Genomic DNA, 25,072 nt, shown 5'->3' on the forward strand with positions numbered 1-25,072 from the left:
TGCCCGTCAACCGTTGATGTAGTAAATGCACAGCGACAGCGTCACCAGCGAGCCCAGCGTCGAGATCAGAATCGTGCTCGACACCACCGACGCCTCGCGCTTGTAGTACTCGGCCAGCATGAACGGCCCGGTGCCGGTGGGCAGAGCGCTCAACAGCAGGGCAGAGTTGGCCCACAGCGGCGGCAGGTGAAAGACCCGAAAGGCCAGAAACCAGGTCAGCAGCGGGTGAGCAATCAGCTTGATCAGCACCAGCAGCGTCGTGCCCTCACGGGGGCCTTGCTGTTTCTGAGCGAGAAACAGGCCCAGGGAAATCAGCGCGCAGGGCGTCGTCGCGGCACCCAGCAGGCTGAGGAATTTATCCAGCGCGCCCGGCAATGCCATGCCGGTCGACGCCCAGCAGGCGCCCAGTATCGGCGAGACCACCAGCGGGTTTTTCGCCAGTGCCAGCAGCACTTTGAGCACGATGCGGTGCACCCGGGCCTCGCTTTGCAACCCGATTTCGATGCACACCAGAGCGATGCCGAACACCACGCAGACCACCAGCAACGAGGCGATGAGCGCCGGCTCCAGGCCGTCCTGCCCCAGCACCATGACGCACAGCGGGATGCCGATGTAGCCGGTGTTGGCGTAGGAGGCGCTGAGGGCGTCGATGCTGGCATCGGCAAAATACCCGGCTTTCCGGCGCCGCAGCAGCAGGGTAATGACGAACATCGCCATAGTCGACAGGGTGAAGGTCAGCACGAAACCCGGGTGCCAGATCTGCGCCCAGGTGGCGTGGGCAGTGGCGGTGAACAGCAGTGCCGGCAAACACAGCCAGACCACCATTCGGTTGATTTCAGAGGCGGCGGTCGGTCCGAGGCGGTTGGTGCGGCGACAGAGGTAGCCCACCAGAATGAGGGCGAAGATGGGCAGCAAGACATTCAAGACGGAAGACATCGAACCCGGGCCTATGGCGCAACAGACAGGAGCCGCAGAGTAGAGGGCGCAATCGTTAGGGTGCAACCTTTCTTGTCAGCCGTTGCAAGGGGTGGCGAGCATTTGGATGAGGGGAAAAGGCAAAGCGGTGCCCGAGGGATGTCGGGCACGGTGGACGTTACGTCGGCAATTACTTTTTCAGCGGTTTGAGATTGCCCGGCGCGATGTCTAGGACTTTGCCGTCTTCCATGTTGATGAGCGCATATTTATCGCTGATCAGTACCCATTGCGTGCCTTCTTTGGGCGCGGTCAGGCCCTTGCCTTGCCAGTCCTTGACGCCGACGCGCTCGTCTTTGTAAAGGTCATGGGTGGTGTCGCCGACCTTGTACTGTTCATTGGTGTGTTCCGCCTGCACGCTTTTGGTCGCAGGGGTTTGCGCCATCGCCGTGAAGCTGGTGCCGCTCAGACAAGTGACCACTGCCGCGCAAGCCATCAGTTTTTTGATGTTCATGGGAATTCCTTTGGTCGTCCGTATAGGTTCTTTGACCTGGTGCGCGCCGCACGGACCCGACGCGCTGGGTCAGTGCCCCGGTTTATTTTTCGATCGGGACAATCTTGGTGATCTGGCCGTTGGTGGTTTGCACTTCGACGTATTTGTCGTGGATGCGCGTCCACTGGCTCATTTTGGCCGGTTCTTCCAGACCCTTGGCTTTCCAGTCCTTGATCGCGGCGTCCGGACGCTGGAATTCCTGCGGCGAACGGCTGCCGACTTCGAGCTCCCGCATATTGTCTCGGGAAGGTTGAATGGTCGGCTCCGTTGCGTTGGCGGCTTGGACCGTGAAACTTGCAACGGAAACGCTACCCAGAATCGCCAGACCGGCAATGAGCGATTTGCTGTTCATTCGAAACTCCTTGGCCAGCGCGTGGTGCGCTGTCATTGGTTTCGACCCTGAGGGGCGCAAATCATTCAGTGCCCGTGCTGGCGTGCCGCCCGCGTGCAGCTGCGAGGCGGCAGCGAAGGTTACCGGGGCAGCGCTTCGGCAATGCTCGCCGACAGCGGTGCGGTCGGCCGGCCAATCAGGCGGCTCAACTGGCGAGTGTCGTCGAACAGGGCACCCTTGGCCGCAGCGGCATCGGAGTTGGCGAGCAACTCGGCGACGAACTCCGGCAGCCCGGCGTGCAGCAACGCAGCCTTGTAATCGGCCTCGGGAAGATCGGTGTAGACGACAGGCTTGCCGGATTGCTGCGCGATTTGAGCGGCAAATTCCTTCAGCGTGTAGGACTCGTCGCCGGCCAGCTCGTAGACCTTGCCCGCCTGATCCTCAGTGGATGTCAGTACGACGGCCGCTGCCGCTGCGTAGTCTGCCCGGGCGGCAGAGCTGATCCGGCCATCACCCGCGCTGCCGTAATGGGCGCCGTTCTCTACCGCGTGGGCAACGCCGGCCGTGTAGTTTTCGTGGTACCAGCCATTGCGCAGCACCACCGCCGGAACGCCGGATTGCGCCAGGGCCGCCTCGGTCTGCTTGTGTTCTTCGGCCAGGCCCAGCGCCGAGGTGTCGGCGTGGAGCACGCTGGTGTAACCCAGCAGTTTCACGCCCGCGCGTTTGGCCGCGTCGATCACCGCCTGATGCTGAGCGACCCGCTGGCCCACTTCACTGGACGAGATCAGCAGGACTTTCTCGGCGCCTGCAAAGGCCTGGTCCAGAGTGGTCGGCTGCGCGTAATCGGCCTGGCGAACCTGCACGCCCCTGGCGGCGAGGTCAGCAACCTTTTCCGGATCACGGGCCGCCGCAACGATCTGCGAGGCAGGCACGGTTTCGAGCAGTTGAGCGATGACGAGGCGGCCCAGCTGACCTGATGCACCGGTGATGACGATCATGATGATTCCCGAACGAAGTTGATTGAGCGATCAGCATAGTCACCGTGCTAACCTTTCGTAAGTACGTACGAAAAGGTAAGTGTCATGAACGATATTGCTTCGCCCTCGGTAGGCTCCGTCTCACTGCTCGAGCGTATTTGTACCGGAGAGGTGCTGGCCCGGGACTGCCCGTCGCGGGAAATCCTCAATCATGTGTGCAGCCGCTGGGGCGTGCTGGTGCTGGTGGTGTTGCTGGACGGCATGCACCGGTTCAGTGAACTGCGGCGCAAGATCGGCGGCGTCAGCGAAAAGATGCTGTCGCAGACGCTGCAGAGCCTGGAACAGGATGGGTTTGTCGACCGCACAGCGCTGCCGGTGGTGCCGCCCCATGTCGAATACCGTTTGACGGCGATGGGGGAGGAGGTCGCCCTGCAGATGGACGGGCTGACCACCTGGATCGAAGACAATCTGCCGCGCATTCTGGCGGCGCGGGAAGGGAAAGCGTCGTCACCTGAGTGACCGGTTCTTCTCATCGGCAGATTCGGGATGCCGCGCTCAAAAAGCGGCATCCCGACGCTGCGTGTTCTGCCTGGCAAGGCAGCAGCCCAACATCGCTTCACTGCCAGACCGAGTGCTTAACGCTTACGCATCATCAACAGCGCAACCACAATCGCCAGGGCGGCGATCCCGGTCGCGATCCAGCCCAGCGACCCCAGTCCGAAGTGGCCGATACCCAGCCCGCCAAAAATCGCACCCAAGCCAATTCCCGCGTTGGCCGCCGAAATGTTCATGGTCGCCGCCAGTGCCTGAGCCTTGGCACCGGCCTGCATCACACGCACCTGGCACACCGGAAACAGTGCGGTGTACGCAACGCCCCACAAGACCAGCGCGGCGATCAGCCAGACGTGGTCCGTGGCCAATGGAATGGCGGCGGCCATGCCGATACTCAGAATCACCAGGAACAGCACCATCGCGCCCAGCGGGCTGCGATCGACCAACTTTCCGCCCCATTGGTTGCCGATCATGCCGACCGCACCGAAGCCCATCAGCCACCAGCCGACCTGATTGGTCGGAACGCCGGCCAGGGTCTGGAGGATATCGGCCAGGTAGGTGTAAGCCGTGAACATCGCGGTGAACGCGAGCACCGACAGCAACACGTGGGCGAGGAAGCGTGGCTGTTTCAGGATGTCGGTCTGCTTCTCGCCGTGCTTGGCAGGGGAGGAAGGCAAGGTCGGCATGCACAGTTGCATCAGGATGGCGATCACCAGCGAGATGACGGCCAGGACCCAGAAGCTGCCGCGCCAGCCGAGGGTGTCGGCGGCGACGGTGCCCAACGGCACACCGAACACCAGAGCGGCGGAAATGCCCAGGTAGACCCGCGACACCGCCTGACCCGATTTGCCGGGTGCTGCCAGTTGCCCGGCAGTTTCGCTGGCGGTGCCCCAGAACACAGGCAGGCCCAACGCCGGAATGAAGCGCGCGAGGGCCATGACCCAGATATTGGTGGACAGCGCCGCCAGCACGTTGGAAGCGGCGAACACCAGCAGGATGATGGTGAAGAGTTTCTTGCGCTCGACGCCGGCCAGTTTTGCCGTGAGGAACGGCCCGCACAACATCACGGTAAAGGCGAACAGTGTCACCACCTGGCCAGCCACGGCGATCGACACGCCCAAGTCCTTGGCCATGGCCGGAAGCAGGCCGACGATGAGGAATTCAGTGGTGACGATGATGAATGCAGCGATCGCCATGATCAGGATTTGTATCCCTGATCGAGACGAGGCATCCGGCGCAGAGGCCGTTGCGGAATGTGAAGGTTGCATAGAAGAAGCTCCAATGGACGTTGCCATAGCCTATTGGAGATGTGAGTTCTCATCCGCGACATAAATGACTTACTATCGCGAACTCAGTTCAGCAATGGTAATCGCCGTGTTCTCATCCGAGCGTCTCAAGGGCATTGATGTATTTGTGGCCGTGGCCGATTTCGGCAGCTTCGCCAACGCCGCATTGAAGCTGAACCTGACAGCATCGGCGGTCAGCAAAAGCATCGCCCGCCTGGAGCAGCGATTGGGCCAGCGCCTGTTTAATCGCACCACGCGCCGCCTGGCCCTCACCGAAGCCGGCGTGAAGTTCTACGCCACCTGCAGCGGCGTGCTGGCTGATCTCGAAGAAGCCGAGCTGGCCCTTGCATCGGAGCGGCATGAGCCCCATGGCCGGGTGCGGATCGATTTGCCGGCCTCCTACGGACGTCTCCATGTGTTGCCGCTGATCCTCAACTTCGTCAGGGAATACCCACTGCTGCAGCCACACATTTCGTTCTCCGACCGGTTCATCGACCCGGTGCATGAAGGCATTGATATCGTGGTCAGAATCGGCGGGCGCGATGCATGGGCGGCGGGGTTGGGGCATCGTTTCATCGGCGCTCAGCGACTGGTGTTCTGCGCCGCGCCAAGTTACATCGCCGAGCACGGTCGGCCCGAGACGGACGCCGATCTTGAGCATCATCATTGCATCGCCTACGGCCAGTCCGACGGGCAGGTCGGGCCCTGGTATTTTCGCGGGCGCGTGCCGGGGGATCAGGAGCGGCGCGTCATTCATCCGCGGATTGCCGTCGGCGACGGGGAGGGCGAAGTATCGGCCACGCTGGCCGGGCATGGTATCGCGCAATTGCCGACCTGGCTGGTGCAAACCCACCTCAACGAAGAACGGCTGGTTGAAGTGCTGCCGGAGCTTGCCACCGATGGACTGCCGATGAATCTGGTCTGGCTGAAAACCCGAGAGGCGCTGCCGAAAGTGAGCATTCTGCTGAAATACCTGAGCGAGCACCTGGCGCCCTACGGCAGCGTCGATTCTGCTACCGGGCCGGTCTGAACGGGGCACACATCGGCGGGCTATAAATCTTTGCCCATGGTTATTTCACAGACAGCCATCCCCGACGTTTCGTACAGCCTCCGCGCCCCATGGTTGTCAGCAAATACGTTGAGCTCCAGACGCCGGATACCGCGCTCGATGGCCCACGCTTCGACGGCGCTCAGTGCCTGCCGGCTCAGGCCCTGACGTCGGAAGGCCTGATGAATCTCCAGGTCGTAGATGAACAGCCTGGCCGGCAACGGCGGGTCCTCGACGACGCCTACCCACAGGCTGCCCACCTCAACGCCTTCGTCGATGCATAGGCAGTAGAACCAATGCCCCTCGGTGTCCAGACCCTCCGCCAACAGGTCGTTGAAGTCAGCGCTGGCGCTTTCGACGGCCAGCGCCTCAGACAATCCGTAGGTGCGCGCGATATCCCGGGCATACCCGGCGACCGAGCGGGCAGCAAATGCCTGAAAATCAGCGGCGGTCATCGGCATCAGCATCATGTCTGCGGCCCCGCCTGGGGCACGAGCGCTTTCCCGCGATAAGCCACCAACGCCTGCTCCAGCGCGCCCATCGCCTCATAAAGGGCTGACTGCCGCTCGCCGATAGTGGCGGCCGGCGCTTCGGCCTCGCAGGCCGCTTCCAGCGCTTCGCAGCCCTCGATGACAGCCGTCGCGGAAATGATGTTCGCGGCGCCGCGCACCTTGTGGCCGATGTCTTTCAGCTGCTCCGGGTGCGTGGTCGCGTTCAGCTCGGCACGGTCCTGATGAATGCTGGCGATGAGTTGAGCGAGCAACCGCTCGTTCATGTCGGCCCTGCCGCCGGTCAGCGCTTCGATGGCGTGCGGGTCGAACACCGCCTGGGGCGGCTGAACGGGCACGGCGGGCAGCATGCCCGGCGCAGACGAGGCTCGCAGCGGCATGACCTTGCTCAAGCGGTCGTTCAGCGCGGTCAGGCTGATGGGTTTGAACAGGCAATCATCCATGCCGGCATCACGGCAGCGTTGCTTTTCCTCCGGCTGCGCATTGGCGGTGTAGCCCAGCACGGTGCAGCGCGGACGTGCCTCGGTTTGCTCCAGCTGGCGGATGGCCCGCGTCAGGTCGTAGCCGTTCATGACCGGCATGTTGCAATCGGCGATCACCAGATCGAAACGCTCTGCACGCCAGCGCTCCAGGGCTTCGGCGCCCTGGAGCGCCATGTCGCAACGGTGCCCGAGAAAGCACAGTTGCTCGAACAGCAGCAGGCGGTTGGCCGGGTGATCGTCCACGATCAGAATGTGCAGCTGGCCCGAGGCGTGGGGCGCCGCCTCGCGGGCAATGCTCTTCGCATCGAGCGGCTCCAGGGTAGTGAATTCGAAGGTCATCTCGATTCGCGTGCCATCCCCGGGACGGCTGCTCAGCGTCAGGTTTCCGCCCATCATTTCGCACAGACTGCGACAGATCACCAGACCCAGCCCTGCGCCAGTGCGCGCCAGCTGCCCTGATTGATCGACCTGGGCGAAGGGCGCAAACAACCGCTGCTGGTCCTGCTCGGTGATCCCGATGCCGCTGTCGTGAATCACCACCTGCACGCGCATTTGCTGCGGGCTGCGGCCGGCTTCGGTCTGCAGGCTGATCTTGACCTGACCCATTTCGGTAAATTTGATGGCATTGCTGATGAGATTAGAAAGGATCTGCTTGAAACGCAGCGGGTCGATCAGCACGTCCGTGTTGGTTCGCGCGTCCAGATCCAGGGCCAGCGTGAGGCTTTTTTGCCGGGCCAGGCCGTCGAACACCCGCACCACGGATTCGACCAGTTGGCGCAGATTTGCGCGCTCGGGGCTCAGGCTCAATCGGCCGGATTCGATGCGCGCGATGTCGAGAATGTCGCCGATCAGCTCCAGCAAATCCTTCGCCGAGCTGTAGGCCACTTCAATGGCCGGGCGGTCCAGATGGCCATGGTCGGCACGCTTCAGGGCCAGCTCTAGCATACCGATCACCGCGTTCATGGGCGTGCGGATCTCATGGCTCATGGTTGCCAGAAAGGTGCTTTTCGCGCGGTTGGCATCATCCGCCAGCTCCTTGGCCGTCTGCAGCTGCTCGATCAATTGCCGCCGTTCGCTGATGTCGATCCAGCCGCCAATGATGCCTTGCACTTTGCCGAGGGAATCGCGGAACGGCAGGATCCAGTGGTAGATCGTCAGCTCGCGGCCGCCGATGTGCAGCGAGCGATCCAGAATCAGCGGCTCGTTTTCGGCCATGACACGCTTGTAATCCTCGACGTAGCCCAAGGCCTCTTCAGTGTCGCTCAATATGCCGTCCAGAATGCTTTCGCCGATCACCTCCTCGCGCCGCGCGGCGAAGGCGGCGAGGTAGCTTTCATTGCACATTTGCAGCAGGCCGTCGCGATCGCGGACGTAGATGGGATGAGGCGTGCCATTGACCAGCGCGCTCATGAATTCGAACTGGTCGTTGAGCGCCCGCTCGGCTCGCTCGCGCTGTTTGATCTGCCGGCGCATCCAGGCATTCCAGGCCAGCGAGCCCAGCAGCAGCAGGCTGGCGCCGCCGATGATTTGATAGATCAACAGCTCATAGTCGTGCCACGCGCCGCTGCTTGGCGGGGTATAGGTGCGCCAGCGATTGTTGATCGCGGCCAGGTCTTCCGGGGCGATGCTCGACAGCGCCTTGTCAAGAATCGAGGTCAGCTCGGTGGCATTGCGGGACGTGGCCATGGCAATGCGCGCCGGTTCCTGCCCGACCGTCACGCGCATCTGCAGCGTGTCGTTCAACGCCCGGGAAGACAGGAAATAACTCGCGCTGAACAGCGACGTGATGGCGCCCTCTGCCCGGCCGTGGGCGAGCATGTCCAGGGCTTGCGCCGGATTGTCGACCTCCACCGGATAAATGCCCGGGTGGTGGTCGCGCAGGAAGGGCAGGATCGGGCTGCTGAGGGCCAGCGCCACCCGCTTGCCGTCCAGTTGATCGAGATTGGAGGGCGCCGAGGTTTCCTTGCGCGTGACCAGCACGAACACGTTGTCCATGTAGGGGCGGCTGAAATTGAAGCGGTTCTGGCGCTCTTCGCTGGGGATCATCGCGCCGATCAGGTCGGCCTGGCCCTGGCTCAACTGATTGGTCATGTCGTTCATGCTGGCGGCATGGCTGACTTTAAAGGTGAGCCCGGTGCGCAGGCGGATGAGTTCGAGTAAATCAGCGGTGACGCCGCTGAAATTGCCGGCCGCATCAAAGAACGTCAGCGGCGCGTAGGCTTCGTTGAACACCATGCGAACGGTCGGGTGCTGGGCGATCCAGCGTTCTTCCCGTTGATTGAGCTGCAGCTTCTGGTCGGTCAGCATCAGGTCGCTGCCGGCGCCCCAGCGTTTGGAAATGGCGATGCGCTCTTCCACCGGAATGCCCTTGAGCACCCGATTGACGATGTCCAGCAGTACCGGGTTGGACGCCTCCACCGCGAAGCTGAAACCGTTTGCCTCGTGCTTGCCGAAATTGGCCATCTGCACGTTGTTCAGATAGCCCTTGTTGATCACGTAGTGAGTGGAAATCGTGTCCCCCAGAAACACGTCGGCCTGGTTGAAGGCCACGGCGTTGATCGCACTCTGGAAGGAGGGGAAGGTCTGCAGGCGCGCCTTGGGATACAGCGAGGCGATTTCCTCCGGCGGCAGGTAGTGATAAACCATGCTCAGGCGCAAACCGTTGAGGTCGCCGCTCAAAGGTCGGGTTTCTCCCGCGCGGGTCACCAGCACGGGCTGATCAACGGCGTAGGGCGTGGACAGCACGATCCCGCGCGACGCCGCCTCATAGCCGTTGGCGCTGCCCAGCAGGTCGATTTCGCCTTTGCTCAGCGCCTGCACCGCCTCGTCGCGGCTGGCGAAACGCAGGACTTTGACCGGCAGGTCGAGTACGCGCCCGAGAATGCCGACGTAATCAGCGGTAAAGCCTTCGTAGTCGTGCCCGGTCAGGGTCATGTCGAAAGGCGGGTAGTCCGGCGCGGAGGTGCCGACCACCAGTTCGCGCTTGTTGCGCACCCATTGCCACTGGGCGCGCTCCAGCGTCACGTCCATGTGCGCAGGGTTGGAGCGGCTGAGCAGCGTGTAGCGTTCCGGTGCCAGGGGATCTGCCTGGGTATCGAAGCCCACGCAGACCATCACGGCTGCTATCCAATAGTCCTTTAACGCCTTTGGCATCCTGTCTCTCACACTAGCGAATTGCGTTTTGCCATCTCGATAAGTTCTACCAGAGTCTTGGCCTTGAGTTTTTGCATCAATCGGATTTTGTAAGTGCTGACCGTTTTGTTGCTGAGGAACATGCCTTTGGCGATTTCCTTGTTTGTCCGCCCCTGGGCAAACAGTTGCAACACCATCAGTTCACGGTCATTGACGAGTTTGAAGCGCTCAAGCTCGTTGGGGTCACCCTCTTTTTTGATCGACGCGGCAAGGGCCTGACTGGGAAAGTAATTGTAGCCGGATAATACCGCTTTTACCGAGCTGACAAGTTCGCTGAGGTCTTCCTGCTTGCACACATAACCCGAGGCCCCCGACTGCATGCATCGGATGGCGAACAGGCTCGGCGCCTGAGCGGTGAGTACGAGAATCTTCGAGGGCAGGTTCATGGCGTTGAAGCGGGCGAGGACTTCGAGCCCGTCCAGCTTGGGGATGCTGATGTCGAGGATGATCAGGTCGGGCATGCATTCACGGACCATCTGCATGGCGTCGACGCCGTTGTCGGTCTCTCCGACCACCTCGTAATTTTCGTTTTCCAGAAGCATACGTATGGCCATGCGTATGACCGGGTGGTCGTCGATAATAAAAATTGAGTTCATGATGAATCCATAACGGGTGGCAAGAAAGCGCGCACCTTATCTCAGATGTTCAAGGCGCACATAAGGAGATCATGCCCGAAGCGCTATATAGGAATGTTCCTACAGAAATAAGCGTATGTGCGTACATGGATGCACGCAGCGGTCATGAATGTTTAATACGTAACTGCAGTTACCCTTGAATTAAATGCATTTAAACGCACGTGTTTATTTCGAATCGGAATAACCCTACACATTCGCGAAACTGTGCCTACATTTTTAAATACGTCGCTTGCCGGATATCAACGGCACATCAGAAATGCGCACTCGGCATTGGCCTGGATGAGTGCTGACACAGACAGGGAAAGACCGGCCTGCAAGCGAACATTACGCGGGTGTGGACAGCAGACTGATCAGCTCCAGGGTGTTGAGCGGTTTGCTCAGGCACCCCAGCAATGGCAGGCCCATCGCTTTGGCTTCCGACTCAAGGGTGGCCAGCGGATCGGCATCGAGGCCGCTGAGCAGGACGGCACGCTGGATCAAGCCGCGCTGGTTCGCCGTCTGTATCAGCTCCAGGCCGCACATACCGGGCAGACGCTGGTCGCAGAGCAGGAGGTCATAGGGTTCGGCGCTGCGCTCCATGGCGCCGAGTGCTTCGCTGGCATTGAGCGCCGGCGTGATGCGGTACAGGCCATGGTTGTTCAGCAGGATCTGCAAGGCGATCAGTTGAAACGGATGATCCTCTACCAGCAGGATTCGGAAATCTTTAGTGAACATCGGCGGTTCCAGACGTAGGGGAAGTGAGCGCCGCTGTTTGAAGGCGGGCTGGCGGCGCGCTCGCAGGGCGAGCGGTGTCTTCGGGAGGTAATGGGTCGAGTTGTCCCAAGGCTCGGAATGGCGCGGATTATTCGGCAGGGATGTACGACCAGCGATAAGGGCATTCCGACGGTTGTGTAGGAAATATCCGAAGTTGCTGTTGGATTGCCTGAAGGCCCAACGAGAAAAGCCCGAATCCGGGCCCTGATTCAGGGTCGGATTCGGGCTTTTGCCAGCGCCTTCGAAAAGGCGCGACGGCTAAAGGCGCCGCTAGACGGGGCTGGAGTGCCCGGTCATTTCACGGGCCATTTCGCTGGCGTAGCTGTCGGTCATGCCGGCGATGAAATCGATGACCCGGAGAAAGGACGTGTGCAGCGGCCAGCTCGGGTCGGGCGCGTTATTGCCGAGCAGATCGAGAATGCGCCGGCTCTTGAACGACAGGTCATGCCCGCCGAATTGCTCCAGTGCCGCGCCGCAGAACGCATTGAGCAGGATCTCCAGCGTGGTGTAGGCGCCGATTTCGTGGAGCGTCTTGCGCTTGTCCTGAAAGATCTTCTTGCGCGCCATGTCCTTGGCGTTGAGCACGCAGCGTTTGGCCGGCCCGTGCATGTGCTCGACCAGATCACCGTGCAGTGTGCCGGCCAGCAGCGCGTCCTGCTGTTCGACGAACGCGCGGGCGGCGGCGTTGGTCAGGTGCTCGATGGCTTTGCCCCGCAGAATCGCCAGCTTGCGACGCCGCGAGTCATTCGGTCCCAACTGGCGATAGGTCTCCGGCAGGTCATCGCCCACCAGACCCAGCAGCAGCGACTCTACTTCGTCGTAGGTGAGCAACTCCATTTCCAGGCCGTCTTCGAGATCGATCAGCGCGTAGCAGATGTCGTCAGCAGCCTCCATCAGGTACACCAGCGGATGCCGGGCCCAGCGTTGGTCCTCGATCTGCGGCAGGCCGAGTTTGCCGGCGATCTGCTCCAGGATCGGCAGCTCGCTCTGGTAGCAACCGAACTTGTGTTTCTTGTAGCCCAGCGAGTCGGCGTGACGCGCCGTCCACGGGTATTTCAGGTAGGTGCCCAGGGTGGCGTAGGTCAGCCGCGTGCCGCCCTCGAACTGGTGGTATTCCAGCTGAGTCAGGACGCGGAAGCCCTGGGCATTGCCTTCGAAATTGAGGAAGTCATTGCGCTCGACCTCGCTCATCGCGTCCAGCCAGCCACGGCCGGCGGCCTGTTTGAACCAGTTGCGAATGGCGTCTTCGCCGGAGTGGCCGAACGGCGGGTTGCCGATGTCGTGGGCTAGGCAGGCCGATTGCACGACCATGCCCAGATCGCTGGGGTCACACCAGTCGGGCAGGGCGCTGCGCAGGGTTTCGCCGACGCGCATGCCCAGCGAGCGGCCGACGCAACTGACTTCCAGCGAGTGGGTCAGGCGCGTATGGATGTGGTCGTTGCTGGTGACCGGATGAACTTGAGTCTTGCGGCCGAGACGGCGAAAGGCCCCGGAGAAAATGATCCGGTCGTGATCCTTGTGGAACGGACTGCGCCCCAATTCTTCAGGGCTGTGCAGGGTCTTGCCAAGGCGCTCGCGGGTGAGCAGGGTTTGCCAATCCAAGGCCGGTACTCCGTCGGGTGATTACCGCGCTAGCTTCCCGGTTCGCCCCGCACGCTGCAAGCACAAGATCGATGAAACGACACCAGCAAGCACCGTCAAAACCCGGCCGCGTCGACATCGATCAGCAACAGACGCTCGCCGTTGTCGAAGAACTGCCCAGCGGTTAGGCAATACTGATTGCTGGTGGCGTCGCGGTAGGTGCTCGACAGCGTCAGGCGCCTCTCGTGCCATCCCTCGGCGAGCAGGTGATAGAAGTAGGGCCGCCAGGACCAGTTATGGCCCAGATACCGGGCGTCCGCCGTCCAGGCCCCGTTGCGCCATTCCAGATTGGGCGTGAGCTGCGTGCCGTGGCGGTCGCACTGATAAAAGCGCAACAGCCATGGGAAGTCCGTGACCTGGGGCAAATCACTCAGCGACGCATTGCCTTCGGCCCAGCGCTGCAGCCGGGACATCAATTGCGTGAGTTGCCTGCGCAGGGTCATCAGCTGTTCCCGCTCGGCGACTTTCCTCATCACGTAACGATCGCGCAGGGCAGCGAAGCGGTCGACGAACGCATCGGCTGCGAAGAAATCCAGCTGCGCCGGGGCGAACAGATAGCCCTGGACATAACGCGAGCCGCATTCGAGGGCGAAGTCCAGTTCGGCTTCTGTCTCGACGCCTTCGGCGATGATCCAGCACCCGGTTTTCTCCGCCATCTGCGCGAGGGCCTTGACCACATCGCTGCTGGGGCCGCCCCGGGCTGCGGCCTGAAACAGGCGCATGTCCAGCTTGAGAATGTCGGGTTGCAACGCCAGCACCCGGTCCAGCTGCGAATAGCCGGCGCCGAAATCATCGATGGCGATGCGTGCGCCGGCGTCGCGGTAGCGGGCCACTACCTCATTGAGGCGCTGCCCGTCGCCGCTCAACTCGGTAATTTCGAAGACGATCCGTTCTGCGGGGATCCCATAGCTCTGCAGCTGTTTGAGGCTGGGTGGCGATTCATCGGGGCGCAGGCGGCTGATCCAGCGCGGGGAGATGTTCAGGCTGAGGAACCAGTCGCCGGGCGCCTCAGGGAAACGGCTCAGGGCGTTGTCGCGAACCTGCCGGTCCAGCCGACGCAATTGCACGGCCGGCCGCCGCGGATCCGCAAAAAGTGGGCCGATCGATTGCAGGCTGCCATCCGCCTGGCGCAGGCGGCCCAGGGCTTCGATGCCGGCGATGCGGCCGGTCGCGGTGTCGATGAACGGCTGAAAACAGGCGAGGGGTTGCCCATCGAACACATGGCCTCCTTAGTGGCGATTGAGTGGGGTGGCGTTGGCGAGGGAGTGGCTGCGGGTTCTCGTTCGACAAGCACCGTCGTCTCACCCGATACGCATATCGGGCAAGGCGGGGTTTGTTAGCAAGAATGCAGCCAGAAGGCGTTTAGCGACGGCGGGACGAGTTCTGCAGGGCCATTTTGATCAACGGCAAAACGGTTGCGCTGAACTTGATTAGCCGGGTGACGCTGCCGGTTTTTTTGCTGCGCGTGCCCTTGCCAGTGAGAAATCCCAGCAGGGTGACGACGCCGACGCCCCACAGCGGCCCATGCTTGATGCCGAGGGAGCCGGGCAGGTCAGAGGCCATGCCGCGCATGCGTTGCAGGGGATGCATCAATCGCGAGGATTCCTGACGGATCTCTTGACGGTGCATCTCCATGCGCAGGCGGATCAGCGCTTTGCGCAGCTCGCGACGATTGTGGGTCTGGGGCAATTGAGGTGTGCTCATGGCATCAGTCGCTCGCGGTCGTTAGCCAGTTCTTCCAGGGTCGAATGGAAGGGTGAAGACTCATCGAAAACAGCTGCCTTGAGCCGCATGGCGCAGAACAATGCCGCCAGTGTGTACAACCCGCACAAGCCGATGATTCCGTAGAGGCGATAGCTGTCCCAGACCAGAACCAGCAGCAGCGCGGACAGGCCGATGAGCAGCAGCAACGCGAAAACCAGCGCCAGGCCTGCGAACAGCAACAGCCTGACGGTACGGGCTTTCTGCTCCTGAAGCTCGATGCCGAACAGTTCGACATGGGTGTGCAACAGCCCCAGAATGGCCGCACCCAGCCGCCGTGGCGAAGAGGATTGTTCGGTCCCGGTTGGACCTGTCGGCTGCGTCATGGCCGTTAGCGCCGGGTGGCCAGCAGGCCCAGCAGAAAGCCGACGCCAGCTGCGATGCCTACCGATTGCCATGGATTGTTCTGAACATAGTCCTCAGTGACGATGACCGCTTCCTTGCCCCGTGCGCGCAGGGTTTCTTCGGTCAATTTGAGGGTCTCGCGGGCACGCAGCAGGCTTTCGCGAATCTGCTCACGCAGCTCGTCAGCCTGTTCACCGGCCAGAGAGGCCGTGTGCGCCAGCAGTTTTTCCGTATCGGCAACCAGCGTCTGGAAGTCAGACATCAAAATGTCCTGGGCTTTTTCTGCTGTAGGTCGAGCCATGGTTTTCTCCTTAGGGGATGACGATATGGGGTTTCGAGTATGGCGCATTCCTGAAGGTTCATTCCAATCGCGTGAACTGAGCCACCGTTTCGTCTGCAGCGGTTCTGCGCTGTTCCGGTGCACTCGCCGAACGTCGCGCTCCAGTGTGGGCGGGCGATTCGAAGAACATCAGGACGCGTGCGCCGACTCGACGGTATTGGCGGCCGGTTCTAGACTTGTCGATCCAACCCTTGGAATCGCAGCCACAGAGGGGCCCAGCCATGCCACCGGAATGTCAGCTGTTCGGAACGTTGGGGTGTCATTTGTGCGAGGTGGCCGGGGCCGTACTGATGCCGCTGGTGGAGCACGGCTTGATGGTGGAGCTGGTCGACATCGCCGAGCGCGAGGCGGACTACGAAACCTATGGTCTGAGGATTCCCGTGCTGAGGCGGACAGACACCGGTGCCGAACTGGACTGGCCGTTCGACACCGATCAGGTCGTGCTGTTTCTGAGCGGCTGAAGCACACGTGATCAGGGCATGAACCCCCGTTTCAGCATCGGCTTCAGAGATTGCGGGTCAGAGGTATTGCGTGTCGACCACCATGGCTTGAGCGACGGCGGCTTTCTGCTCCTCGGTCATGCCGTCCCAGACGTGGACTTTGGCGTAGTAGCCCAGGCCGGCGACGATATACAGGCTCAGGGTCAGCACGATGAACACCGACATGAACGTCCAGCGACCCACGTCATGGTCTTCGTTGGAAAAGGACTGAGAGTAGTTTTCATCGTTCTGCGATGAAGTCCCGGTGGAGAGACGTTTGATCCATTGGAAGAATTGAACCAGCATGGGCGTAACCTCAAAAGTTGCGAAAGGAAATCTGTGGCCGGCAGCAGCGCTCAATGCGCGGTACAAATCCTGAAAACGAAAAAAGCCCGTCGATGACGGGCTTTCTTTTTATGAGTTTCAGGTCTGGCAGGCGTTTTCGATTTCGGTCACGAGGCTGTTCGTGTCCGCTCGGATTCGCGCCTGCGTGCCGATTTCGAAACATTTTAGGACAAATCAATTTGCGCATCCAGCGCGGACCTGTGGTTGTCAGACAACTGGCGCCGGTTTTCCGTGCGACATAACGTCGCGCACTTCCGTGTGGCGCGTGCTAGAGCCTCCCGGCAAAACTGTTGTTCGCCCGGTCGCGCAAAGATTCTTCGGCGTAGATAATGCCAGCCTTGCCGCCATCACCCTTTTTATTCTGAGCCGTTTATGCCCGCACCTGTGTTTACCGCCGCCCACCGTCAAGCCAGCACGTTGTATCTGCCGCCCGGGCCTTGGCTGACGGTGCTCGATTGCCTGTGCGAGCGCTTCAGTGCCATCAGCCGCGAGCAGTGGCTGGACCGCATCGCGCGGGGCAAGGTGCTCGACGCTGACGGCCAGCCGATCGCGGTGGACCTTGGTTACCGCGAAGGCTTGCGCATCCATTACTTTCGCGAAGTGCCCAACGAAACGCCGATCCCGGTGCAGGAGTCGATCCTGTACGCCGACGAGCATCTGGTGGTCGCCGACAAGCCGCATTTTTTGCCCGTCACCCCGGCGGGCGAGTACGTCGAGCAGACCCTGCTGCGGCGATTGATTCGCACCCTCGACAATCCCGACCTGGTGCCCTTGCACCGCATCGACCGGCACACGGCGGGCCTCGTGCTGTTCTCGGCCAACAAGCGAACGCGGTCGGCGTATCAGGCGCTGTTTCCGACCCGGCGAATTGAAAAGCGCTACGAAGCGATCGCGCCGGCTCTCCCGGACATGGCGTTCCCGCGCGTTCACAAAAGCCGGCTGGTCGACGGTGACCCTTTCTTCCGCATGCAGGAGGGAGAGGGGCCGAGCAACACGGAGACCCGCGTCGAAGTCAGCGAACAAAATGGCGGGCTCTGGCGTTACGCGCTGTACCCGGTGACGGGCAAAAAACACCAGCTGCGCGTGCACATGGCCGCCCTGGGCGCCGGCATCTGCAACGACCCGTTCTACCCCGACGTGCTCAAGGATGCCGTGGACGACTACGCCAATCCGCTCAAACTGCTCGCCCAGGGACTGCGCTTCATTGATCCGGTGACCGGAGAGGAAAGGGTCTTCGAGAGCCGGATCACACTGGATTGGTAACGCGGCTCAGGCCCAGCCTGGCCCGGTTATTCCAGGCAAAAAAAGACCCGCTCGATTGGCGGGTCTTTTGCTTTCAGCGGCGGTCTTTTCAAACCCTCGCGATCAAGCGGAGATCACAGTTCTTTAACGGTACGAACCTGATCTTTGTTGATGCGGGTTTCTTTACCGTCCAACTGCTTGAACTCGTAGAAGCCCGACTCTTCGTCGTACTTCGGCTCGTCGGTTGCCTGGATTTCACGGCCGTCGTTCAGCGTGATTACCGTTGGCGAAGAGCATCCGGCCAAAGAGGCGAGGCTCAGTGCGAGCAGGAAGGCGGCAGGAAGAGTCCGTTGTTTCATTGCTGTGTCTCCGGGGTATTTTGTTTAGTGATGTGTCTGACGCAGAGTGTAACGGCAAAGTTCCATGAAACCTGCCTGCTGCGCTCAGGGCTTGATCTCGGTCAATAGATCCGGCGTGTTCAGGTTGGCGAGACGGGGGTCGTCGGTCTCGCATTGCAACCCGACGGCGCGCAATTCTGCCATGGTCCGGCGCGGGCTGCGCTGTCCTTCCTGCCAATGCTGTTCGAACACCTTAGCGTGACAGGTGGGGATGCAACACAGAAGCGGCTCCCACTGCTCGCCCTGACGGACCATCACCGGCACGCCGGGATTCGCAGCAGCGGCCTGGCGCAGGCCATCGAGAAGGGCGCGATCCAGCAGTGGCATGTCACAGGGGATGACCAGCAGATAGTCATGTTTCGCCACGGCGAGGCCTGCGCGAATACCTGCGTAGGGGCCGGGGAAATCCTGTTGCTCATCCTCGACCAGGCGGTCGGCGTAGCGCGCGTATTGCTCGCGGTTGCGGTTGCACGAAACGATCAGGTCGTCCGTGAGCGGTCGCACCAGCCCGTACAAATGCTCGATAAAAGGCTTGTCGCGCCACGTGATCAGGCCTTTGTCACGCCCGCCCATGCGCCGGCCCTGGCCACCGGCGAGCAGCAGGAGGGAGCAGGGCGGCAGGGCTTCGGAAGGGGTCATGATCAGCTCGGTCGGCGCGGTAAAAAACAGGTGCTGTGATATAACACCGCCCTGTTTCCTCTACAACCGGACCTCGCCATGAAAGCCAAGGCAGACTCGCCTTTCGTACCCCTGAATATCGCTGTTCTGACTGTCAGCGACACTCGCACCTTTGAAACCGATACCTCCGGCCAGATGTTCGTCGACCGCCTGACCGCTGCAGGTCATGGCCTGATCGAGCGCGTGCTGCTCAAGGATGACCTTTACAAGATCCGCGCCCAGGTGGCGACCTGGATCGCCGATGATGAAGTGCAGGTCGTGCTGATCACCGGCGGCACCGGTTTTACCGGCCGCGACAGCACCCCGGAAGCCGTGGGCTGCCTTCTGGACAAACAGGTGGACGGTTTTGGCGAGCTGTTCCGCCAGATCTCCCTGCCCGATATCGGCACCTCGACCATTCAGTCGCGGGCCCTTGCCGGTCTGGCCAATGGCACGCTGGTGTGCTGCCTGCCGGGCTCGACTAATGCCGTGCGCACCGGCTGGGACGGCATTCTCGCCGACCAGTTGAACAACAGCTTTCGCCCGTGCAACTTCGTGCCGCACCTGAAGAAGGCCGAACCCTGCGCGACGCGCGGGTGAGCTGCCATGAATGCACCTGAAATGAGTGGGCTGATGCCGGTCGAAGAGGCCATGCAGCGATTGATGGACCTCGCCGCCGCCGCGCCGATCATCGAGCGTGAAACCGTGGCGCTGGCCGATGCCCAAGGACGCGTGCTGGCCGAGGATCTGGTCTCGACGCTGGACTTGCCGCCGTGGCCGAACAGCGCCATGGACGGTTATGCGATGCGCGTCGCGGACTGGACCGGCGAGCCGCTGCCGGTGAGCCAGCGCATTTTCGCCGGGCAGGCACCTGAGCCTTTGCAGCCGGGCACCTGCGCGCGAATCTTCACCGGCGCTCCGGTTCCTGAGGGGGCTGACTGCGTCGAAATGCAGGAGAACGCCGAGGTCCAGGCGGACGCGACAGTGCGCTTTCTCGAGCCGTTGAGCTCCGGTCAGAACATTCGCCCGAAAGGGCAGGAAACCACCGTCGGCGACAAGGTACTGGACGCCGGTACGGTCATGAACCCGATCGAACTGGGCCTGGCCGCGACCATGGGTTTCGGCCGTGTGCAGGTCGTGCGCCGCGCCCGGGTGGCTGTTCTGTCCACGGGTGACGAGTTGATCGAGCCGGGGCAGCCCCTGGGCCCGGGGCAGATCTACAACAGCAATCGCGTGTTGCTGTGCAGCTGGCTGACGCGACTGGGCTGCGAAGTGGTCGATGCGGGCATCCTTCCCGACAACCTCGAGAAAACCCGCGCAGCGCTGGGCAGCCTGAACAATGTCGACCTGATCCTCTCCACGGGCGGCGTGTCCGTCGGCGAAGCGGATTTTCTCGGCCACGCGCTGCGGGAAGAAGGCGAGATTGCGCTGTGGAAACTGGCGATCAAACCCGGCAAACCGCTGACCTTCGGCCATTTCCGTGGCGTGCCGGTGATCGGTCTGCCCGGCAATCCTGCGTCGACGCTGGTGACCTTTGCGTTGCTGGCACGGCCCTATCTGCTCAGACGCCTGGGCGTGCAGGCCGTCAAGCCGCTGCAGTTTCAGGTGCCTGCTGCATTCATCTGGACCAGACCGGGGAACCGGCGCGAGTACCTGCGCGGACGCCTTGAGCAGGGCAGGCTGGTTGCCTACCGCAATCAGAGCTCGGGTGTGCTGCGCAGCGCCGCCTGGGCCGACGGGCTGATCGAGATTGTGGAAGGCACAACGGTGGCGGAGGGCGACCTGCTCAACTTCATTCCGCTGAGCGAAGTCATGGACTGAAGAGGTGAGCCTTCTTCAGAAGGCTCAACCACACAAGCGGGCAGTGGCCGGGAGTTTTCACCCGCACCGCATAACGTGTGGGAGCGAGCTTGCTCGCGAAAGGGCCGGTGTTCGCTCCACATTTCCGGCGGCAAAAACACTGCCTTCGTGAGCAAGCTCACTCCAACAAGGTCCCATGCGCCGGTGATCGTGGCATGGGCCTGATCTTGCACGTCGAAATTCCGCTTGGTCTACTTCTTGACCTTCACCGCAGGCTGCGCATCACTCGCCTCTTCGTCCATCCGGTCAGACTCAAACAGCTCGGACAATTCTGTCCGGGCTTCCAGCGCGCTTTGCATGACCTTCGCGGCGTCGTCGTAGATCAGGTGCTGGCGATTCAGCACTTGTTCGTCATGACGCTTGAATCGATCGATGCGTGCGGCCGCCTGAGCTTCACTCAGGCCCAGTCCGATCAGCGTGCGACGGGTCATTTCCAGGCTTGAATAGAACGTCTCCCGCACCGCTTCGGCGTCCAGATCCAGCAGCCGGTGAACGTGCTGCCGGTTGCGGGCCCGGGCGATGATCTTCATGTGCGGGTACAGCCTGCGCACCAGTTCGGCGGTCTTGATGTTGGTGTCCGGGTCGTCCGTGGCGATGACGAAATATTCGGCCTGGTCCACCTTCGCCGCGCGCAGAATTTCCGGACGCAGGGGGTCGCCGTAGAACACCGGCACATTACCGAAGCTGCGGGTGAACTCGATGGTTTCCACCGAGGTGTCCAGCGCAATGAACGGGATGTTCTGCGCGCGCAGGATACGCGCAACGATCTGCCCCATCCGGCCCATGCCGGCGATGACTACGCGCGGGCTGTCCGATTCGATTTCCTTGTACTCTGCCGGCACTTCCTTGATCACCGTCTTGGGCTTGAGCCAGCGCGACAGGGCCAGCAGCAGCAATGGCGTCAGCGCCATCGACAAGGTGATCGTCAGCACCAGGGTGTCGTACAACGCGGCATCGAACAGGCCCTGATCGCGGCCGATCTTGAACACCACAAACGCAAATTCACCGCCCGCCGCCAGGACCAGCCCGAGACGCAGCGCACTTTGCTTGCCGAGCCCGCCCGCCAGACGACCGACGAAAAACAGCAGCGGCAACTTCAGGCCTATCAGCAACAGCGTCAGGCCCAGCACCGTGAACGGCGAGTTGATCAGCAGGCCGATGTTGGCGCCCATGCCGACGCTGATGAAGAACAACCCCAGCAGCAGGCCCTTGAACGGCTCGATCTGCGCTTCCAGCTCGTGGCGGTATTCAGAGTCCGCCAGCAGCAGGCCGGCAAGAAACGCCCCCAGCGCCATGGACACGCCCACCAGGTCCATCAGCCACGCCGTGCCGATCACCACCAGCAGCGCGGTCGCCGTGGAGACTTCCTGCAGCTTGGTTTTGGCGACGATGCGGAATACCGGCCGCAGCAGGTAACGACCGCCGACCACCACAATGGCGATGCCGCCGAGCACTTGCAGGCCGTGACGCAGGGAATCGCCGGAACTGGCATCGTGGGAGCCGCCGGCCAGCATCGGCACCAGGGCAATCAGCGGGATGGCCGCGATGTCCTGAAACAGCAGAATAGCGAAGGCCAGGCGACCGTGGGGCGCGTTGAGCTCCTTGCGTTCGGCCAGGCTTTGCAGGCCAAAGGCGGTCGACGACAGCGCCAGCCCCAGGCCGAGCACCACGGCGCTGTTGAGCGGCTGATTGAAGCCCAGCAGCGCGACGGCGCCAATCACCACCCCGGTCAGCAGCACTTGTGCCATGCCGACACCGAACACCGATTTGCGCATGGTCCAGAGGCGTCGCGGCGACAACTCCAGGCCAATGATGAACAACAGCAGCACCACGCCCAGTTCGGAGATGTGCGCGACGCTTTGCGGATCGCCGATCAGGCCCAGGCAAGACGGGCCGATGATCACACCCGCGATCAGATAGCCAATCACGGCGCCCAGTTGCAGGCGTTTGGCCAGAGGAACCGTGAGAACGGCGGCGAGCAGGAACACGACTGCGGCCTGCAACAGGCTGCCTTCATGGGGCATTGGGAACTCCTTGTTGAAAGAGGGCAGAGGAAGGATTCTGCGTTTGTTGCAGACCCGTCCTACCGCCCTGAAAACGCTTGAGCGACTGAAAAGTGCGCGTATTAAACCACGTGAAAGTGACGGACATCAGCGGCCGAGACGCTTCGCCGCAGGCCTGGCGCGGGCGGTGGCGTGTCAGCGTCGACGTGAGCAGGTACCATGTCCGCACATTCGTACCGCGCCCCACATCTCGACCGGTTTTCAGGAATCCCGCAATGACCAACAAACAGCGTCTTATTTATTCGATCATCATCGCCTTGAGCGTTCTGGCGATCATGCTTGGCCTGTCCCATTTGCAGACCACCGGCGTGCTCAGCGAAAAGACCTTTCAATACATCGCGATCTTTGTCGCTGTCGTTGTCGTGGTCCTGAACGGCGTGCTGCGGCGCAAGGTCAAGCGCTGATCCACATTGGTGCTTTTTTAGCAGTGTCAGCGCTGCGACTTCATATGGCAGCATCAAGCGGTTACAAACCCCGGCTGAACTATTTTTCCGGTCACGAACTCCAAAAAATCGCATTCAAAAAGCCCGTACAGGGAAATGGAGTTCAATCATGATCAAGAAACTTACCGCTGCCGTTCTCGCCACCGCTGCCCTGACCACCGCACAGTTCGCCCTGGCGGACAAACCGGGCGCTGGCTGGATCACCATCGAAAAAGCGATCGAAAAAGCCAAGTCGGCGGGTTACACCGAGATCTATAAGATCGAAGCCGACGACAAAGGCTACTGGGAAGGCGAAGGCCGCAAGGCGGACAGCCTGACCTACGAATTCCGCATCGACGGCACCTCCGGCAACGTCCTGCGCGATCAGAAAGACTGATCAATCCGGCGCTTGCGCGCGTGTGGGAGCCCCCGGGCTTCCACATCCATCTTCACCGAATCCCTCGCACTTCTTCTTCGCTTTAACCCCTTCTCGGCTTTACTCCCGCCTGTGTATCCGACAACCTTGCCGTCCCCATTTCCGTCAGCAGGAAGCGACGCATGAGTGTCCGGATCGAATTCAAATCCAACCCCTCCGAAGAAGAACGCCTGCAGATCCTCGAGCCATTGAAGGATTACAACGCAGCCATGGCCGGCGACGGCAAGTCAGAAAAATTTGCGCTGTTTGTCCGCGACGAGCACACCGATGCCGTGCTCGGTGGCCTGCACGGCCGAATCCTCTACAGCTGGCTGTTCATCGAACTGCTCGTGGTGCCTGAACAGGCCCGGGGGCAGCGCATGGGCAGCCAGTTGATGAAGATGGCCGAAGACCTCGCCCGCGAACGGGGTTGCCTTGGCATGTGGCTCGACACCTTTGATTTCCAGGCACCCGAGTTCTATCGCAAGCATGGCTATGAGCAATTTGGTCAGCTGGATGACTATCCGCCCGGGCACCAGCGGCTGTTCTTCCAGAAGCGCTTGCAGGCAGAGTAGTCAACGCTGTGATGAGGTCTACTTGAACCGGCCCGGGCTGTAAGGCGCGGGATCGGTGAACGGCGTGGCGCCCGTCATCATTTCCGCCAGCAGTCGGCCTGTGACCGGGCCGAGGGTCAGGCCGTGGTGGGCGTGCCCGAAGTTGAACCACAGCCCATTGTGGGAAGCCGCAGGCCCGATGACCGGGCGCATGTCCGGCAAACAGGGTCGGCGACCCAGCCAGGGTTCAGCGTCCAGCCGCTCGCCCAAGGGATAGAGCGTTCGGGCGATGGCTTCGCAGCGGCGCAGCTGGATCTCGTTGATCGGCGCGTCCGGTGCGGCAAATTCGACGCCGGTGGTGAGACGAATCCCCCGCGCCATGGGCGCCAGCACATACCCCGCCTGAGCGTCGATGATCGAGTGCTGCAACGGCGCTTCCGGGTTTGCCGCGTAATGCATGTGATAACCGCGCTTGATCCCCAGGGGAATAGGGTAGCCAAGGCGAACGGTCACCTCTGTCGATTGCGGGCCCAACGCCACGACTGCGTTTTGCGCCTGCACATGGCCCTCGCGTGTTTCCACCCGCCAGCCGTCGTTGTGCTGACAAAGACTGCGCGCGTCACCCTTGAGCAACAGGCCGCCACGCTCGACGAACAGCGCGGCATAACCGCGGACCAGTGCACCGGGATCGCTCACGCTTTTCGGATCGAGCCAGTGAATGGCGCCCAGCGCTCCATTCAGGTGAGGTTCACGCTCGCGCAATTGGCCCGCATCCAGCACCTCATAACGCAGGCCGTGACGGTCATAAGTGCGGGCGTCGGCCACTGCCAGATCAAATTCCGCCTGGTCGCGATAGAACTCGATCCAGCCCTTGGCGCGGATCAGCGAAGTCATGCCTGAGGCCTCGGCCAGCCGGTCGTGCTCGCTGACGCAGCGTTCGATCAGCGGCAGCATTGCGCGGCTGGCGCTGGCCAGATTGGCGGGCGAAGAGTTTTGCCAGTACTGAAACAGCCAGGGCGCGATCTTTGGCAGCCAGGTCGGGCTGAAACGCATGGAGGATTGCCGGTTCAGTGCATAGCGCGCCAGCCGCGACCACTCGCGCGGAAAGGCGTAGGGGACGATGCTGGACCGTTCGATCAAGCCGGCATTGCCGTGGCTGGTACCAGCGCCGGGTTCATCGCGGTCCAGCAAGACGACTCGCTGGCCTGCCGCTTGCAGGTGCAGTGCAGAACAGACGCCGACGATACCGGCGCCGAGGACGACGGTTTGGCAATCCACGATCGGGCTATCAGCGGTGAGCGAATCCATTGAGCGGTCCTC

Annotated in this window: 28 protein-coding genes; 9 read left to right on the plus strand and 19 right to left on the minus strand. The window is 61.8% G+C overall.

Features of this window, described 5'->3' with window-relative positions; genetic code table 11:
* Positions 1 to 6: 6 nt before the first annotated feature.
* The 4 genes from ABEH28_RS10310 to ABEH28_RS10325 form a co-directional block, all read right to left on the minus strand.
* Positions 7 to 936, minus strand: a complete 930-nt coding sequence (locus ABEH28_RS10310) for an AEC family transporter (RefSeq protein WP_346629852.1) — start codon at positions 934 to 936, stop codon at positions 7 to 9.
* 169 nt (positions 937 to 1,105) lie between these two features.
* The gene (locus ABEH28_RS10315; RefSeq protein ID WP_192172022.1) at positions 1,106 to 1,426 is read right to left on the minus strand and encodes an RcnB family protein; all 321 of its coding nucleotides are present in this window, start codon (positions 1,424 to 1,426) and stop codon (positions 1,106 to 1,108) included.
* Positions 1,427 to 1,508: 82 nt separating this feature from the next.
* Positions 1,509 to 1,817 (minus strand): RcnB family protein, encoded by a 309-nt coding sequence (locus ABEH28_RS10320; RefSeq protein ID WP_192172021.1) that lies wholly within the window; start codon positions 1,815 to 1,817, stop codon positions 1,509 to 1,511.
* Between the two features lie 119 nt (positions 1,818 to 1,936).
* Positions 1,937 to 2,794 (minus strand): SDR family oxidoreductase, encoded by an 858-nt coding sequence (locus ABEH28_RS10325; protein WP_192172020.1) that lies wholly within the window; start codon positions 2,792 to 2,794, stop codon positions 1,937 to 1,939.
* 84 nt (positions 2,795 to 2,878) lie between these two features.
* Here ABEH28_RS10325 and ABEH28_RS10330 point away from each other — a divergent pair, with 84 nt between their 5' ends.
* Positions 2,879 to 3,292 (plus strand): helix-turn-helix domain-containing protein, encoded by a 414-nt coding sequence (locus ABEH28_RS10330; RefSeq protein ID WP_346629853.1) that lies wholly within the window; start codon positions 2,879 to 2,881, stop codon positions 3,290 to 3,292.
* Positions 3,293 to 3,408: 116 nt separating this feature from the next.
* Here ABEH28_RS10330 and ABEH28_RS10335 read toward each other — a convergent pair whose 3' ends face one another.
* On the minus strand, positions 3,409 to 4,593 hold the full coding sequence (locus tag ABEH28_RS10335) for an MFS transporter (protein WP_346629854.1): 1,185 nt from the start codon (positions 4,591 to 4,593) through the stop codon (positions 3,409 to 3,411).
* A 106-nt stretch (positions 4,594 to 4,699) separates the two neighbouring features.
* Here ABEH28_RS10335 and ABEH28_RS10340 point away from each other — a divergent pair, with 106 nt between their 5' ends.
* Positions 4,700 to 5,641 (plus strand): LysR family transcriptional regulator, encoded by a 942-nt coding sequence (locus ABEH28_RS10340; protein ID WP_346629943.1) that lies wholly within the window; start codon positions 4,700 to 4,702, stop codon positions 5,639 to 5,641.
* 20 nt (positions 5,642 to 5,661) lie between these two features.
* On the opposite strand, the gene ABEH28_RS10345 is transcribed toward ABEH28_RS10340, so the two are convergent.
* The 9 genes from ABEH28_RS10345 to ABEH28_RS10385 all read right to left on the minus strand — a co-directional run bounded on the left by ABEH28_RS10345 (position 5,662) and on the right by ABEH28_RS10385 (position 15,278).
* Positions 5,662 to 6,129: a GNAT family N-acetyltransferase gene (locus tag ABEH28_RS10345; protein ID WP_346626237.1), complete on the minus strand. Its 468-nt coding sequence runs from the start codon at positions 6,127 to 6,129 to the stop codon at positions 5,662 to 5,664.
* On the minus strand, positions 6,126 to 9,803 hold the full coding sequence (locus ABEH28_RS10350) for a transporter substrate-binding domain-containing protein (RefSeq protein WP_346629855.1): 3,678 nt from the start codon (positions 9,801 to 9,803) through the stop codon (positions 6,126 to 6,128). The genes ABEH28_RS10345 and ABEH28_RS10350 overlap by 4 nt, the downstream gene beginning before the upstream one ends.
* A gap of 8 nt (positions 9,804 to 9,811) precedes the next feature.
* Complete coding sequence (locus tag ABEH28_RS10355) at positions 9,812 to 10,438, minus strand: response regulator transcription factor (RefSeq protein WP_346629856.1); 627 nt, start codon at positions 10,436 to 10,438, stop codon at positions 9,812 to 9,814.
* A gap of 363 nt (positions 10,439 to 10,801) precedes the next feature.
* Entirely contained in the window at positions 10,802 to 11,191 is a 390-nt protein-coding gene (locus ABEH28_RS10360; protein ID WP_192172015.1) for a response regulator, read from the minus strand.
* Between the two features lie 309 nt (positions 11,192 to 11,500).
* A complete protein-coding gene (locus ABEH28_RS10365) occupies positions 11,501 to 12,832 on the minus strand; it encodes a deoxyguanosinetriphosphate triphosphohydrolase (protein ID WP_192172014.1) in 1,332 nt (443 codons plus the stop codon).
* Between the two features lie 95 nt (positions 12,833 to 12,927).
* Positions 12,928 to 14,091, minus strand: a complete 1,164-nt coding sequence (locus tag ABEH28_RS10370; RefSeq protein WP_346629857.1) for an EAL domain-containing protein — start codon at positions 14,089 to 14,091, stop codon at positions 12,928 to 12,930.
* A 142-nt stretch (positions 14,092 to 14,233) separates the two neighbouring features.
* Positions 14,234 to 14,575 carry a hypothetical protein gene (locus ABEH28_RS10375; RefSeq protein WP_192172012.1) on the minus strand — a complete coding sequence of 114 codons (342 nt, stop codon included), beginning with the start codon at positions 14,573 to 14,575 and terminating at the stop codon, positions 14,234 to 14,236.
* A complete protein-coding gene (locus tag ABEH28_RS10380) occupies positions 14,572 to 14,958 on the minus strand; it encodes a phage holin family protein (RefSeq protein ID WP_192172011.1) in 387 nt (128 codons plus the stop codon). The genes ABEH28_RS10375 and ABEH28_RS10380 overlap by 4 nt, the downstream gene beginning before the upstream one ends.
* Positions 14,959 to 14,963: 5 nt before the next feature.
* Positions 14,964 to 15,278, minus strand: a complete 315-nt coding sequence (locus ABEH28_RS10385; protein ID WP_065991492.1) for a YqjD family protein — start codon at positions 15,276 to 15,278, stop codon at positions 14,964 to 14,966.
* 260 nt (positions 15,279 to 15,538) lie between these two features.
* Here ABEH28_RS10385 and ABEH28_RS10390 point away from each other — a divergent pair, with 260 nt between their 5' ends.
* Positions 15,539 to 15,778, plus strand: coding sequence for a glutaredoxin family protein (locus ABEH28_RS10390; RefSeq protein WP_346629858.1), 240 nt, complete (start codon positions 15,539 to 15,541; stop codon positions 15,776 to 15,778).
* 57 nt (positions 15,779 to 15,835) lie between these two features.
* Here ABEH28_RS10390 and ABEH28_RS10395 read toward each other — a convergent pair whose 3' ends face one another.
* Entirely contained in the window at positions 15,836 to 16,102 is a 267-nt protein-coding gene (locus ABEH28_RS10395; protein WP_192172009.1) for a hypothetical protein, read from the minus strand.
* Positions 16,103 to 16,513: 411 nt separating this feature from the next.
* On the opposite strand from ABEH28_RS10395, the gene ABEH28_RS10400 reads away from it, so the two are divergent.
* Complete coding sequence (locus ABEH28_RS10400) at positions 16,514 to 17,404, plus strand: RluA family pseudouridine synthase (protein WP_346626234.1); 891 nt, start codon at positions 16,514 to 16,516, stop codon at positions 17,402 to 17,404.
* Between the two features lie 113 nt (positions 17,405 to 17,517).
* Here the strand turns inward: ABEH28_RS10400 and ABEH28_RS10405 are convergent, their stop codons facing one another.
* Entirely contained in the window at positions 17,518 to 17,742 is a 225-nt protein-coding gene (locus tag ABEH28_RS10405) for a YgdI/YgdR family lipoprotein (RefSeq protein WP_074887297.1), read from the minus strand.
* A gap of 84 nt (positions 17,743 to 17,826) precedes the next feature.
* Positions 17,827 to 18,420 (minus strand): molybdenum cofactor guanylyltransferase MobA, encoded by a 594-nt coding sequence (gene mobA, locus ABEH28_RS10410; protein ID WP_346629859.1) that lies wholly within the window; start codon positions 18,418 to 18,420, stop codon positions 17,827 to 17,829.
* A 78-nt stretch (positions 18,421 to 18,498) separates the two neighbouring features.
* Here mobA and moaB point away from each other — a divergent pair, with 78 nt between their 5' ends.
* On the plus strand, positions 18,499 to 19,038 hold the full coding sequence (gene moaB / locus ABEH28_RS10415) for a molybdenum cofactor biosynthesis protein B (protein WP_346629860.1): 540 nt from the start codon (positions 18,499 to 18,501) through the stop codon (positions 19,036 to 19,038).
* 6 nt (positions 19,039 to 19,044) lie between these two features.
* Complete coding sequence (gene glp, locus ABEH28_RS10420) at positions 19,045 to 20,259, plus strand: gephyrin-like molybdotransferase Glp (RefSeq protein ID WP_346629861.1); 1,215 nt, start codon at positions 19,045 to 19,047, stop codon at positions 20,257 to 20,259.
* A gap of 230 nt (positions 20,260 to 20,489) precedes the next feature.
* Here glp and ABEH28_RS10425 read toward each other — a convergent pair whose 3' ends face one another.
* Entirely contained in the window at positions 20,490 to 22,322 is a 1,833-nt protein-coding gene (locus tag ABEH28_RS10425) for a monovalent cation:proton antiporter-2 (CPA2) family protein (RefSeq protein WP_346629862.1), read from the minus strand.
* A gap of 254 nt (positions 22,323 to 22,576) precedes the next feature.
* Here ABEH28_RS10425 and ABEH28_RS10430 point away from each other — a divergent pair, with 254 nt between their 5' ends.
* From ABEH28_RS10430 to ABEH28_RS10440, 3 genes are all read left to right on the plus strand, one after another.
* Positions 22,577 to 22,765, plus strand: coding sequence for a hypothetical protein (locus ABEH28_RS10430; RefSeq protein WP_122538211.1), 189 nt, complete (start codon positions 22,577 to 22,579; stop codon positions 22,763 to 22,765).
* Between the two features lie 148 nt (positions 22,766 to 22,913).
* Complete coding sequence (locus ABEH28_RS10435; RefSeq protein WP_346629863.1) at positions 22,914 to 23,180, plus strand: PepSY domain-containing protein; 267 nt, start codon at positions 22,914 to 22,916, stop codon at positions 23,178 to 23,180.
* Between the two features lie 161 nt (positions 23,181 to 23,341).
* Complete coding sequence (locus ABEH28_RS10440) at positions 23,342 to 23,773, plus strand: GNAT family N-acetyltransferase (protein ID WP_346629864.1); 432 nt, start codon at positions 23,342 to 23,344, stop codon at positions 23,771 to 23,773.
* Between the two features lie 18 nt (positions 23,774 to 23,791).
* Here ABEH28_RS10440 and ABEH28_RS10445 read toward each other — a convergent pair whose 3' ends face one another.
* Entirely contained in the window at positions 23,792 to 25,030 is a 1,239-nt protein-coding gene (locus ABEH28_RS10445; protein WP_346629944.1) for an FAD-binding oxidoreductase, read from the minus strand.
* Between the last annotated feature and the right edge of the window lie 42 nt (positions 25,031 to 25,072).

It is taken from the genome of Pseudomonas sp. Ps21-P2, assembly GCF_039672565.1.
Lineage (GTDB): Bacteria > Pseudomonadota > Gammaproteobacteria > Pseudomonadales > Pseudomonadaceae > Aquipseudomonas.